At 60.3% G+C, this 13,195-nt stretch carries 10 protein-coding genes; all 10 read right to left on the minus strand.

Annotation, left to right across the window (positions count from 1 at the left end):
- Window positions 1-7: 7 nt before the first annotated feature.
- The 10 genes from MO767_RS02455 to MO767_RS02500 all read right to left on the minus strand — a co-directional run bounded on the left by MO767_RS02455 (window position 8) and on the right by MO767_RS02500 (window position 13,070).
- Entirely contained in the window at window positions 8-2,029 is a 2,022-nt protein-coding gene (locus MO767_RS02455; RefSeq protein ID WP_282479255.1) for a VWA domain-containing protein, read from the minus strand.
- Complete coding sequence (locus tag MO767_RS02460; RefSeq protein WP_282479256.1) at window positions 2,030-2,845, minus strand: CbbQ/NirQ/NorQ/GpvN family protein; 816 nt, start codon at window positions 2,843-2,845, stop codon at window positions 2,030-2,032. It lies immediately after the preceding gene.
- The gene (locus MO767_RS02465; RefSeq protein ID WP_282479257.1) at window positions 2,845-4,215 is read right to left on the minus strand and encodes a cbb3-type cytochrome c oxidase subunit I; all 1,371 of its coding nucleotides are present in this window, start codon (window positions 4,213-4,215) and stop codon (window positions 2,845-2,847) included. Before MO767_RS02465 ends, MO767_RS02460 begins: the two co-directional genes overlap by 1 nt.
- 15 nt (window positions 4,216-4,230) lie before the next feature.
- Entirely contained in the window at window positions 4,231-5,091 is an 861-nt protein-coding gene (locus MO767_RS02470) for a cytochrome c (protein ID WP_282479258.1), read from the minus strand.
- 378 nt (window positions 5,092-5,469) lie between these two features.
- Entirely contained in the window at window positions 5,470-6,012 is a 543-nt protein-coding gene (phaR, locus tag MO767_RS02475; protein ID WP_349016912.1) for a polyhydroxyalkanoate synthesis repressor PhaR, read from the minus strand.
- A 72-nt stretch (window positions 6,013-6,084) separates the two neighbouring features.
- Window positions 6,085-7,353 (minus strand): OprD family porin, encoded by a 1,269-nt coding sequence (locus MO767_RS02480; protein WP_282479260.1) that lies wholly within the window; start codon window positions 7,351-7,353, stop codon window positions 6,085-6,087.
- A gap of 128 nt (window positions 7,354-7,481) precedes the next feature.
- Window positions 7,482-9,254 (minus strand): acyl-CoA dehydrogenase C-terminal domain-containing protein, encoded by a 1,773-nt coding sequence (locus MO767_RS02485; protein ID WP_282479261.1) that lies wholly within the window; start codon window positions 9,252-9,254, stop codon window positions 7,482-7,484.
- Between the two features lie 64 nt (window positions 9,255-9,318).
- A complete protein-coding gene (locus MO767_RS02490) occupies window positions 9,319-10,989 on the minus strand; it encodes a cation acetate symporter (RefSeq protein ID WP_282479262.1) in 1,671 nt (556 codons plus the stop codon).
- On the minus strand, window positions 10,989-11,315 hold the full coding sequence (locus MO767_RS02495) for a DUF485 domain-containing protein (protein WP_282479263.1): 327 nt from the start codon (window positions 11,313-11,315) through the stop codon (window positions 10,989-10,991). The genes MO767_RS02490 and MO767_RS02495 overlap by 1 nt, the downstream gene beginning before the upstream one ends.
- Window positions 11,316-11,447: 132 nt before the next feature.
- Window positions 11,448-13,070 (minus strand): acyl-CoA synthetase, encoded by a 1,623-nt coding sequence (locus MO767_RS02500; protein WP_282479264.1) that lies wholly within the window; start codon window positions 13,068-13,070, stop codon window positions 11,448-11,450.
- Between the last annotated feature and the right edge of the window lie 125 nt (window positions 13,071-13,195).

Raw genomic sequence — 13,195 nt, forward strand, 5'->3', positions numbered from 1 at the left:
CTCTGAATCACGCTGATACCAGTATCCTGATCCAGTCCAGCAGGACCCCGGGCAACAGTTCGGGTCTGTGCAGCAAGGCATATTGCCGCGAGCCGAATACCGCCGGCAGGTAATTCGCCGCCTGGCGGTCGATGGTCAAACAGAAGGGATAGATGCCTTGGAGCTTGGCTTCGGTCACGGCCTGACGCATGTCTTCCACACCATAGCGGCCTTCGTACTGATCAACATCGTTCGGCTTGCCGTCAGAGAGCAGTAACAAGAGACGGTGCGTGGCGGCTTCGCGCATCAGCAATGTGCTGGCGTGGCGCAGGGCTGCGCCGGCCCGGGTATAGCATTCCGGTTCGAGGGCGGCAATGCGCCGACCGACTTCATGGCTGTAGCGCTCATCGAATGCTTTCAAGGTGCGGATCGTGACCCGCTGCGGTCCTTCGCCGGAAAACGCCAGCATGCTATAAGGCTCGCCCAGGCTCTGCAGCGCCAGACAGACCAGCAGCAACGCCTCGCGCTCGACATCAATGACCCGGCGATGACTGGACAGCCAGCTGTCGGTGGAGCCGCTGACGTCGATCAGCAACATGATCGCCATGTCGCGCCGGCCACGGCGCTGGGTCTGATACAGCGCCTGCGGCATGCTCAGGCCGGCGCGGGCCTCGGCGCAACCGTCGATATACGCCTCCAGATCGATATCGTCGCCCTCCCATTGTTTGCGCAGCCTGACGCGTTGGGCTCGCAGACTTTCGAATTGCCGGCGGATGGCATCGAGCACCGGACGGTGAGTGTCGAGGGTTCGCTCTACCCACTGCTGCGGGCCTTCCAGGGCAGGACACAGTTGCAGGGTCGCCCCCGGATCACGGTAGACCTGGCGGCGGTAATCCCACTCGGGGTAGCTGATTGCGTTGTTGGCGAGATCCTGTGCACCGCGCTGAGCGCGGGTCTGTGGCGGGTCGTCGGACAGCAGCACTTCTTTCGGGCGATCTGCCGTGATCACCAGTCGGGCTTCGTTGAGTTCGGACAATGACTCGGCAAAATCAGCTGCTGGTGTGTCGGTATCCCGGTCGGCAGGGCGCTGCATCCCCATGGGGTCTTCGGCCTTTTCCAGCGGTTCGGCGGGCTGCACCATCCACAGGCCTTGTTCCTGATCATCGTCCTCGCCGGCACAGGCTTCGCGCACAGTGGGCTGACGTGCGAGGCGGGCACTGCGCGGCAGGGTATCGACTGTGTCGATGTCACCGGGCAAGGGCTGCACCTTCAGACCCACCGGCGGCTCGCGCAGGTCGCCGGTCCAGGCATCAAGCAGCAACTGATGAGCGCCGATCTCGTGAGATTCGTCGACGGACAGGAGACGCCTTGCGAGGGTTTCTGACTGTTGCAGGGAGTCGGCTGTTTTGGCAGGTATCTCCAGCCCTTCCAGAGGCGTGCCGCATTCGCTGCTCAGCAGTAAACGAAGGAAGTTTTCCAAGGGTTGTCGATGATTGGGAAAGGCGTGAAGCGGCGGGCGAGTCGCCAGGGCATGTTGGCGCAAGCCATGGATCGATGGCGCCAATCCCGGCAACAGTCGCACCAAATCCGTATCGGCGGCCCAGGCTTCCAGAATTAGATAGACGCTGCGCTGCATCGGGTTGTCGAGGGCTGACAGGGCGCTGGCACTGCCTCGTCGGGCACACATCGCCTGTCGCAAGGCCAGGGTTCTATAACGTTCCAGCGTGAGCGGACCCTCGTTGCTGCCCAAGTCCTCCGGTAGCCATATGGTCACGCCATCGGTCGCCGGGACGGCGCTTTGCCGACACGGCTTCTCGTGACGCAGCAAAAGCTTTTTCAGGAACGTGGGGGGCGAGGGTGGTTGCGCGACGCGCAGCGAATAGTGGGTGTCGAACACCGCCTTGATCAGTAAATCGAGGTGTTGTGCGACATCCCCAAGGGCGACGATTTTTGCAGCGTCCGAGGGTGCCCGGTGACGACGCCACAACGCCTGCGCATACACCGTAGCGTGGCGTGCGACGTCGGTGATGAGGTCCTCGGCTTCGGCCATCTAGATAAATGTCAGGTCGACAAGGTCGCGCATGGCCGCGACCAGCACCGCGTCATCGGACAGCGGCGAGATCAACGCGACCCGGCACGCGATGGGCGCAGCAATGCCGCGGGCAATCAGCCGCGCAGTGGCAATCAGTAGACGAGTGCTGGGGACTTCTGCCAGCCCTCGGTCCTGCAAGGCGCGTAGCCGCTGGGCGAGGGTGACCAGGGCGTGGGCGCTGGCGTAGTCGGTGCCACCCTCATGGATGACGATGGCGATTTCGCGCTCGGCCGGCGGGAAGTCAAAATCCAGCGCCACAAAGCGCTGGCGGGTACTCGGTTTCAAATCCTTGAGTATTCGTTGGTAGCCGGGGTTGTAGGACACCACCAGCTGAAAGTGTGGTGAGGCTTCGAGGATCTCGCCGATTTTGTCCAGCGGCAGAATCCGTCGGTGGTCGGTCAGCGGGTGCAGGACGACAATCGTGTCTTGCCGCGCTTCGACCACTTCGTCCAGGTAACAGATAGCGCCTTCGCGGACGGCTCGGGTCAGCGGGCCTTCCGTCCAATGGGTGCCCTGGTGTCCGATCAGGAAACGCCCGACCAGGTCGCTGGCACTCAGATCGTCATGGCAGGAAATGGTGATCAACGGGCGCTTGAGACGCCAGGCCATGTGTTCGACAAAACGGGTTTTGCCAGAACCGGTGGGGCCTTTGAGCATGACGGCCAGTTGCTGCGCGTGGCATTGCTCGAAAATCGCCACCTCGTCGCCGCTCGGCTGGTAATAAGGTTCAGCTTGCAGCGCTGCGGGTTCGGCGTGCATCAGCGAACGTTCCATTACAGCGCCGCGCCAGAGGCTTGAGGTGTGGCCAGGACCGGATCGGCTTCATCGACATTGAAGTCCGGCGCATGGCGGAAAAATTCGAAGATGAACAGTCCGGCACCCAGGCTGAACATCGACGCTGTCGCCACCAGCATCAGGAAGTGCACCTGAATCTTCAGCTGCACGTCCAGGTAGCCCAGGCCGAGAATGCGTTCAAGGTACACCTGACCAATGCCCGCCGTGGCAAATGACAGGGTCATGCCGAACATTCCCCCCAACTGCAGCCAGAACGCCCAGTAACCGATACTGCTTTCCTCCACCGGACGACGGGTCATGCCGGGCAGCGCATAGGTGATCATTGCAAGGACAATCATGGCATAGGCACCATAGAAGGCTGCGTGGCCATGCATGGCGGTAATCAGGGTGCCGTGGGTCCACTTGTTGACGTCGGGGAAGGTGTGGGCCAACCCCAGCAGACCGGCGCCGAACATGGTGAACACGGCGCTGCCCAAGGTCCAGTGCAAGGCCAGTTTGTTGGGGTGAGAGAGGCCGGAGCGGCGCATCGCGTTGTAGGCATAGATCGCCATGCCGATCAGCGCCATCGGCTCAAGCGCACTGAAGAAGCCACCCAGTGGCAGCCAGTAATGGGGAACGCCGATCCAGTAATAATGGTGTGCGGTGCCCAGAATGCCGGCAATGAACACCAGGCCGACGATCACGTACAGCCACTTCTCCATCACCTCGCGGTCAGCGCCGGACAGCCGGATCAGCAGATAGGCAAGGAAGCCGCCCTGGATCATCTCCCAGACACCTTCGACCCACAGGTGGATGGTCCACCAGCGGTAATAGATCGACACCACGTAACTTTCATAATGCAGCAGCGCTGGCAGAAAGAGCACGGCGGCGCTGGCCAGGCCCAGCAGCAGGACGCCCTCGGTGGCTGTGAAACGCCCGGCCTTCTTGATTGTCATGCCGATGTTGTAGAGGAACATCAGCATGCAAATCACGATCACGATCTTGTGGGGCAGCGGCTGTTCGAGCAGCTTGTTCCCGGTGCCATAACCGAACAGGTAACCAAGAACGGCGGTGACTCCCATGGCCGTCCACAACCCGAGCTGGATGTAAGCCAGTTTAGTGCTGTGCAACTCGCCCCGGGATTCATCTGGCACCATCCAGTAAGTCGCGCCCATGAACCCAGTAAGCACCCAGACGATCAACAGATTAGTGTGAATGGACTTGGTGACATCGAATGGCAAGAGGTTCAGCAGCGGATCCGGCCCGAGGTATTTGGCCGCCGAGAGCAGGCCGAAGACCAGTTGCAGGCCAAACAACACCATGGCAACGGCGAAATACCAGTAGGCGACGGATTGAGATCTGTAGCGCATGGTCATCCCCTGCGGTTACTGGAACGACGCCAGATAGGCGACCAGTTGATCGATCTGTTCGGGCGTTAGCGATTTGGCGAAGGTGTCCGGCATGAAGGACATACCGTTGGCGGAAAACATGTCGCCCGGATGCAGGTAGGCACTCGGCGTGACGATGGATTCGCGGATGAAACCTTCGGCGTCCTTGGCCTTGCCTTTATAGTCAGGCGAGGCGATGACCTGCTTGGCCCGATTGGCCAACCCGGCGAGTGATGGCCCGGCGAGGTTGACGCCCGGAGCAATCGAGTGGCAAGCGCTGCACACCGGCGTTGCGGTCGTTCGAAACAACGCCTCGCCCAGGGCGATCGGGTCTTCCTTGCCGGACACCGGGCGGGCGGCGGGAGGTGGTTGGCCGCCGCCGGTGGCATTCTGCTGTGCCACGGTGAGGTCCATGCCGGGGATCGACGCACCGGTCACCAGAATCGGGCGCGGTGGCCAGCCTTGATTGTCGACCTTGCTCACCCAGTCGAGGAAGGTGATCAAATCGGCGATTTCCTCGTCGCCGAGTTTCAGGTTCGGCATCAGTCGGCGATGGCGTTTCTCGTCATAGAACTTTGAGGGGTCTTTGAGGAACGCAGTGAGATAAGGGGCGCCGCGCTGCTGGGTGATTTTCGTCAGATCCGGGGCGTAATAAGCCCCCTCGCCGAACAGGGTGTGGCAATTGATGCAATTGTATTGATGCCAGACATCCTTGCCGCGAGTGACCTGCGGCGTGATCTGTTGGGCATTGGTCAGTGTGGGAAACTGTCGGTGACTGTCGACAGTCATGCCCAGAAACACCACAGCGGCGATTGCCGTCGATATCAGCGCGAATGAGCGTGTCTGGCGTTTGTTCATTGCGAACTCCCTATACGCCGATACCGGTCCAATAGGTGATGCCGATCACTCCGGCATAGACGACCGCGCTGGCCATCAGCACGAGCACTGCATAGCTGACGAGCTTCAAGACTTTGTGCACGACTGCCTCCCAATGTGAAAGTGCAGGTGGAAAGTGCCTGGTCATTCGCGTTATGCATTAAGTATTAATGCGCGCGAAAGAGCGTTAGCCCGTTGCGCTGACGATTGCTTGAGGTCTGCATTCGAACAGTTGCGAACAGGCGCTAAAGATTGACGACTTCACCAAGCCTTGCGTTTAAGTGCCGTGGTTCAGTGGGGGAGGCAGGATGACTGTGAGCCTAGTAGACGTCGCACGACTGTCAATGACTCGGGAGTACTTCATTCACCGTCTTTTTTCTTTCCGCCATCAGCGTCAGGCTTGCCGCCGAACATGCCGAACAGGTTCTGGGTGTTGAGATAAAGCGCCTTCGACTGGTCGACATACTGGCGCATCAGATCCTGCATCACCGGCGCCTGCTGGTGCATGAAGTCGCTCCAGGCTTCGGACGATTGCGCGCCGGTCTGGGACTGGATGTCGATCACGGTCTGAATGCTCTTGTCCAGATAGCTGCCGAGTACGCCTTGATAAGGGCCGTAGAACTGGATAACCCCCAGCAGCATTTCGGTGGTGAAGATGGGCTCACCGCCGCTTTCGGCTTCCAGAATCACTTGCAGCAGGATGCTGCGCGTCAGATCCTCGCCGCTCTTGGCATCGACCACCTGAAAGGCAATTTTGTCGACCACCAACTGGCGTATGTCCGCCAGCGTCAAATGACTGCTGGTGTGGGTGTCATACAGTCGGCGGTTGGGGTACTTCTTGATCAGGCGGGGGGTGGTATCAGTCATGCGGGGCGTCTCGCGGCGGGCCTGGTTTGCAGGCATCTTAACCTACTCTGGCCACTGCCGCGGGTGATCGTTCCCACGCGGAGTGGGAACGATCTGGGGGAAGGGTGCTTACCAGATCTGCAAGGTGTAGCTGACGATCAAACGGTTTTCATCCAGATCACTGCCGAAATTGGTCGAGCGCACCGTCGCGTTACGCCATTTCACCCCAACATTCTTCAGCGGCCCGCTCTGCACGACATAACCGATGTCGGTATCACGCTCCCATTCCTTACCTTCCGGACGATTGCCGCCCAGATCGATATTGTCGCCGGTGAGGTAGCGGGTCATGAAGGTCAGGCCCGGAACGCCAATGGCCGCAAAGTTGTAGTCGTAGCGCGCCTGCCAGGATTTTTCGTCCTTGCTGGCGAAGTCGCCGATCTGCACGAAGTTCACCAGGAAGGCGTCGGTGCCGTTGATGTAGGCGTAGCCGGTGTCGCCGCTCATGCCTTGATAACCCAGGCCCAACGCATGCCCGCCGAGGTTGTAGGTGAACATCGCGCCAATGGCATTGTTATCAACATTGCTGCCGCCATCATCCGTGGAGCGGGCGAAGCGCAGATCCGTCTTCAGCGACTGGCCGGTTGTGACCGGCAACACGTAGGTCAGGTTGACCAGGTGCTGGCTGTAAAAGTTATCGAGATGGCCGTAGCTGTAGCCGGTGGCGAGGTTGCTGGTCCATTTGTAGTTCAGGCTGGCGAAATCGAAGCTGTCGCTGTCGACATGACGCGTCGTGATGCCCTTGGCGCCGGTGCGGGTGATGCCCATGTCCTCGTAGTCCGAGGAGTCGCGCTGATTGACCTGTGTCAGTCGCCCGGCATCCACGGTCAGGCCTTCGAGTTCCAGCGACGTCAACTGACCGCCCTTGAAGGTTTGTGGCAACAAACGTGAATCGTTGGCCAATACCGTGGGCAGTTTCGGCAGCAGCGTGCCGAGTTTCAGCGTGCTTTTCGAGGCCCGCACTTTGGCGGTCAGGCCCAGTTCGCCGTACTCGTCCTGCGCACCTTTGCTCGTGTCGCGGTGGCGTTTGAGCAGGCCGGAGCCTGCGCGATCAGGGCTGGAATCGAGCTTGACGCCGACCAGGCCAATCGCATCGAAACCCACGCCGATCAATCCTTCGGTGAATCCCGATTCATAGCGCAGCAGGAAACCCTGGGCCCACTCCTCTTGTTTGGATTGGGCGGCGTTGTCCTGGCGATAGTCACGGTTGAAGTAGAAGTTGCGCAGCTCAAGGCTGGCCTTGCTGTCTTTGACAAAGTCGGCAGCGGCGGGGGCCGAGAGGCTGATGACGCCGCCGGCCAGCAACAGTCGGGTAGCGAGGGTGCGGGTGTTGCGGTCCATGTTGAAGTCCCTTTGTTTTTATTATGGAAAGACAGGTCCCACGGCCCTCGCCAGGTGGGCGAGGGCTTATCGATAAAAAACGCGAACGCCGAAAAGATAGGAGCGTGGCGCCGCGTGCGGTTCAATCGTTAGAACTGTTCGGCGCTCAGGCCAAACAAGGAGGCACTGCCCGCGCGGATGGATTGCTCCAGACTCAGAATGCGCGGCAGCAGGCGGTGGATATAGAAGTCGGCGGTGGCGATCTTCGCGCCATAAAACCCTTCGTCTTCGTGCAGCTTTTGCTTGGCAACCTGTGCCATACGCGCCCAAAGCCAGGCGTAGGCGACGTAGCCGAACAGGTGCAAATACTCGACCGATGCAGCGCCGATTTCGTTGCGGTTGGTCGCGGCCTGATCCTGCAGCCAGTCGCTCAGGTCTTCCAGACGCTGTACGGCATCGAACAGTTGAGCGGAGTAGGGCGAGTCAGGCTGATGAGCGAAATGACGGATCTCGCCGGTGAACTGGCGCAGCGCAAAGCCCTTGTCGGCGAGCACTTTGCGTCCGAGCAGGTCCAGAGCCTGAATGCCGTTGGTGCCTTCGTAGATCTGCGCGATGCGCACGTCACGGACCAATTGTTCCTGGCCCCATTCGCGGATGTAGCCATGGCCACCAAACACTTGCTGGCCGTTGATGCAGCTTTCCAGGCCGGTGTCAGTGAAAAACGCCTTGGCCACCGGCGTCAGCAGCGCGACCAGGGTTTGCGCGTTGTCCCGTTCCTGGGTGTCATCGGAAAACTTCGCCAGGTCCAGTTGCTGCCCGACATAGCTGGCGAACGCGCGACCTCCTTCGGTCATGGCTTTCATGCTCAGCAGCATGCGGCGCACGTCGGGGTGAACGATGATCGGGTCAGCCACTTTGTCCGGAGCAATAGCACCGGTCGGCGCGCGACTCTGAACACGTTCGCGAGCGTAAGCCACGGCACTCTGATAGGACGCTTCGGCGCAGCCGATGCCCTGAATGCCAATGGACAGGCGTTCGTAATTCATCATGGTGAACATTGCCGCCAAACCTTTGTTGGCTTCGCCGACCAGCCAACCGCTGGCGCCGTCGAAGTTCATCACGCAGGTGGCCGAGGCCTTGATGCCCATCTTGTGTTCGATCGAACCGCAACTCACAGCGTTGGCGTCGCCGAGGGAACCGTCGGGATTGACCAGCACTTTGGGCACTACAAACAGCGAGATACCTTTCGGTCCCGCCGGTGCGTCCGGCAGTTTGGCCAGCACCAGATGGACAATGTTTTCGGTCAGGTCCTGATCGCCACCGGTGATGAAGATCTTGCTGCCGGTGATGCTGAAACTGCCGTCGGCCTGAGGTTCGGCGCGGGTGCGGATAATCCCCAGATCGGTGCCGGCGTGGGCTTCGGTCAGGCACATGGAGCCGGCCCAGCGGCCTTCGTACATCGGCGGCAGGTAGAGGTTTTTCAGGGTGTCGCTGGCGTGGGCATCCAGTGCCAGGCAGGCACCAGAACTCAACGCTGAATAGAGTGCAAAGCTTGAGTTGGCGCCGTAGAGCATTTCTTCGAACTGCACGGCGAGCATCTTCGGCATGCCCATGCCGCCAAAATCGGCGTTACCGGAAAGGCCCACCCAGCCGCCTTCGATGTAGGTGGCATAAGCCTGTTTGAAACCGATTGGCGTGCTGACCTGGCCATCGACCCACTGGGCGCCTTCCTCGTCGCCGCTGCGATTCAATGGCGCAATCAGGTGCGAAGTGACTTTGGCCGCCTCCTCAAGAATGGCGTCGGCGGTGGCGGCATCGACACTGTCAGCCAGGGCTGGCAGGCGTGCCCACAGGGCCGGGGCGTCGAACACTTCATGCAGCACAAAGCGCATGTCGCGCAGCGGGGCGTTGAATTCGGGCATAACGAGAACCTCAAAAGGTTGTGCGATGGGCACGGCGCCGCGTTAGCAGGCCGTGCCCTTTCTATCAATGAGCGGAAGCGCTGGCGGCACCGAGGCCGGTCTGGGCGCGAACGAACTGGTCGGCGTAAGCGTCACGCTCTTTGTCGGCCCGCACGCTGCGGTCGAGTTTCGACACCACGACGATCACGAAGAACGCCAGCGGCATGGAGAACAGCGCCGGGTGGTCGTACGGGAAGATCGCGTGAGCATGGCCGAGCACGGTGACCCAGACGGCAGGCGAGAGGATCACCAGCACCAACGCACAGATCAGGCCGGCGAAACCACCGATGATCGCGCCTTTGGTGGTCAGGCCTTTCCAGTACATGGCCATGATCAGCACTGGGAAGTTGGTCGATGCGGCGATGCCGAAGGTCAGGCCCACCAGGAACGCGACGTTCATCTTCTCGAACAGAATGCCCAGCAGAATCGCGATGATGCCCAGGCCCACAGTGGCCATGCGGGTCACGCGCATTTCCTGTTTCTGGCTGGCTTTGCCTTTCTTGAACACCGTGGCGTAGAGGTCATGGGAAATCGCCGAAGCACCGGCCAGGGCCAACCCGGAGACCACTGCCAGAATGGTGGCGAAGGCCACGGCCGAGAGGAAACCGAAGAACAGGTTGCCGCCGACCGCTTTGGCCAGGTGCATGGCGACCATGTTGCCGCCGCCAATCAAGGCACCGCCGACTTCGCCATTGACGTAGTACTGCGGGTCGGTGCCGATGATCACCATCGCGGCAAAGCCCAGGGTGCAGACAACAAGGAAGAAGAAGCCGATGAAGCCGGTGGCATAGAACACCGACTTACGCGCTTCCTTGGCGTTAGGCACGGTGAAAAAGCGCATCAGAATGTGCGGCAAACCGGCGATCCCGAACACCAGGCCCAGCGACATCGAAGCGGTGTTGATCGGGTCGGCGAGCATCGAGCCGGGGCCCATGATGTTCCAGCCGCTGGCGTGGGCTTCGACGGCTTTGGTGGCCAGGGTTTCGTAGCTGAAACCGAATTGCGACATCGCCATGAACGCCAGGGTTGTGCCGCCGGCAAGCAGCAACACAGCCTTGATGATTTGCACCCAGGTGGTGGCGATCATGCCGCCGAAAATCACATACACCAGCATCAGCGCGCCGACGATTACCACGGCTACCGGGTAGTCGAGGCCGAACAGCAACTTGATCAATTGACCCGCACCGACCATCTGCACGATCAGGTAGCAGCACACCACCGTCAGCGAACCGAAGGCTGCGAAGATCCGCACTTTGTTCTGGTCCAGTCGATAGGACACAATGTCGGCAAAGGTGTAGCGCCCCAGGTTGCGCAGACGCTCGGCCATCAGGAAGGTGATGATCGGCCAGCCGACGAAGAAGCCGATGGTATAGATGAAGCCGTCATAACCCTTGGCGAACACCAGGCTGGACAGCCCCAGCAGCGTGGCGGCGGACATGTAGTCGCCGGCAATCGCCAGACCGTTCTGGAACCCGGTGATGCCACCGCCCGCGGTGTAGAAGTCAGATGTGGATTTGGTTTGCCGCGCGGCCCACCAGGTGATGGCCAGCGTGCCCAGCACGAAGAGGAAGAACATGCCGATTGCATGCAGGTTGAGCGGTTGTTTTTCCACCGCACCCAGCGCGGGTGCAGCCAGCACAACGGAGGCCGGCAGGAGCCCTGCACCGGCGAGGAGAAGTTTACGGAGCAGGTTCATTACTTGCTCTCCTCGAGAATGGCGGCGCCCAGTGCATCGAAACGCGTGTTGGCGCGGTAGACGTACCAACCGGTCAGTAGCCAGGAAAAAATGATGATCGCCGCGCCAACCGGCATGCCCAGGGTCAACATCCGATGCTCGGCGAGCGGCGCATGCAACCATTGCGGGGCAAACGCCACCACCAGCATGAACGCGTAATAAGTGCCGAGCACGGCAGCACTCAGCGACCAGGCCAGGCGCGAACGGCTGCTCACCAATTGAATGAATTTCGGGTTGGACCGAATGCGTTCACAGCGTTGGGTATCGGTTGAATGGATGTCGATCATGGGTGGCTCCATCTTGTTGTTGTTATCGATGCTTTGGGTATTCAAGGGCAGGGCAGCGCCGAATCCGGCCTGCACGAGCCCGAAGCGGCCGGTAAAAACACCGGCCGCCTGACGGGTACAACGTCGATTCGGTTAGAGCGCTTTGGCCCTGTCGCGCAGAACGTACTTCTGAATCTTGCCGGTTGAAGTCTTCGGCAACAGGGTGAAAACCACCGTACGCGGGACTTTGAATCCAGCCAGGTGTTCGCGGCAGAAACTGATGATGTCGGCCTCGCGAACGTCCTGGTGATCAGCCTTCAACGTGATAAAGGCGCAGGGCGTTTCGCCCCACTTCTCATCGGGACGGGCGACGACAGCCGCTTCCATCACACCCGGATGGCGATAAAGCACGCCTTCCAGTTCGATGGTGGAAATGTTCTCGCCGCCGGAAATGATGATGTCCTTGAGTCGATCCTTGATCTCGACGTAACCGTTCGGATGACACACCGCCAAGTCGCCGGTGTGGAACCAGCCGCCTTCGAACGCTTCAGCCGTGGCGGTCGGGTTCTTCAGGTAGCCCTTCATCACGGTGTTGCCGCGCATGAAGATCTCACCGATGGTCTGACCATCTCGCGGGGTCGGCTCCAGCGTCTTCGAATCGCCGACCATCACGCCTTCAAGCGTCGGGTAGCGCACGCCCTGACGGGATTTGATTTGCGCCCGTTCGTCCAGCGGCAACTCATCCCATTCGGCATGCCAGGCGCAGAGCGTCACCGGACCATAGGTTTCGGTCAGGCCATACACGTGGGTGACCTTGATGCCCATTTCTTCCACGGCACCGATCACTTTGGCCGGCGGCGCGGCACCGGCGACCATCGCGTTGACCGGGTGATCAATCGCCGCTTTAGCCGATTCCGGCATATTGACCAAGGCATTGAGCACGATTGGTGCAGCGCACAGGTGGGTGACCTGATGCTCGCGGATCAGCGTGAGGATTTTTTGTGGATCGACACGGCGCAGGAATACATGCACACCGGCCATGGCAGTGATGATCCACGGGTAGCACCAACCGTTGCAATGGAACATCGGCAGGGTCCAGAGGTACACCGGATGGTTGCCCATGGCCCAGGTCATCTGGTTGCCCAACGAGTTCAGATAAGCACCGCGATGGTGGTAAACCACGCCTTTGGGGTTGCCGGTGGTGCCGGAGGTGTAATTCAGCGAGATGGCGTCCCATTCGTTCGTCGGCCATTGCCAGGCGAAGGCCGGATCGCCTTCGGCCAACAGCGCTTCATAGTCCAGGTCGCTGACCGCCTGGCCTTCGCCGTATTCCGGATCATTGACGTCGATGACCAGCGGCGGGTGATCCAGCATGCCGATCGCCGCGTGAATCACATCATGGAACTCGCGGTCGGTAATCAGCACCTTGGCTTCGCCATGCTGCAGCATGAAGGCGATTGCTTCGGCATCCAGGCGCACGTTGAGCGGGTTGAGCACCGCGCCAATCATCGGCACGCCGAAGTGCACTTCAAGCATCTCGGGAATGTTGGGCAGCATCACCGCCACCGTGTCGTTCTTACCGATGCCGCGACCGGCCAGCGCCGAAGCCAGACGGCGGCAGCGGGTGTAGGTCTGCGCCCAGGTGCGGCGAAGAGAACCATGGATGACGGCGGGGTAGTCCGGATAAACGCTGGCGGTGCGCTCGATGAAACTGAGCGGAGACAAGGCAATATGATTGACAGCCGCAGGGCCTAGCCCTTGTTCATAGATCGACATGTACGGGTACTCGGTGGCTGATTGTTAGCTCTATAGATGACCTTGCAGCGTCGCCGCTGAGGGCACCTTTTATGTCCGGCTTGCTTTATATAACATTCAGCTACTGATATGGAAGTACAACCTAC

The sequence above is a fragment of the Pseudomonas sp. UYIF39 genome (assembly GCF_029963765.1).
Lineage (GTDB): Bacteria > Pseudomonadota > Gammaproteobacteria > Pseudomonadales > Pseudomonadaceae > Aquipseudomonas.

Coding starts and splice junctions, on each gene's coding strand:
- MO767_RS02500 (WP_282479264.1), bottom strand. CDS start 13,070: ATGTCGATCTATGAACAAGGGCTAGGCCCTGCGGCTGTCAATCATATT.
- MO767_RS02480 (WP_282479260.1), bottom strand. CDS start 7,353: ATGGACCGCAACACCCGCACCCTCGCTACCCGACTGTTGCTGGCCGGC.
- MO767_RS02455 (WP_282479255.1), bottom strand. CDS start 2,029: ATGGCCGAAGCCGAGGACCTCATCACCGACGTCGCACGCCACGCTACG.
- MO767_RS02470 (WP_282479258.1), bottom strand. CDS start 5,091: ATGAACAAACGCCAGACACGCTCATTCGCGCTGATATCGACGGCAATC.
- MO767_RS02495 (WP_282479263.1), bottom strand. CDS start 11,315: ATGATCGACATCCATTCAACCGATACCCAACGCTGTGAACGCATTCGG.
- phaR (WP_349016912.1), bottom strand. CDS start 6,012: ATGCCTGCAAACCAGGCCCGCCGCGAGACGCCCCGCATGACTGATACC.
- MO767_RS02490 (WP_282479262.1), bottom strand. CDS start 10,989: ATGAACCTGCTCCGTAAACTTCTCCTCGCCGGTGCAGGGCTCCTGCCG.
- MO767_RS02460 (WP_282479256.1), bottom strand. CDS start 2,845: ATGGAACGTTCGCTGATGCACGCCGAACCCGCAGCGCTGCAAGCTGAA.
- MO767_RS02465 (WP_282479257.1), bottom strand. CDS start 4,215: ATGCGCTACAGATCTCAATCCGTCGCCTACTGGTATTTCGCCGTTGCC.
- MO767_RS02485 (WP_282479261.1), bottom strand. CDS start 9,254: ATGCCCGAATTCAACGCCCCGCTGCGCGACATGCGCTTTGTGCTGCAT.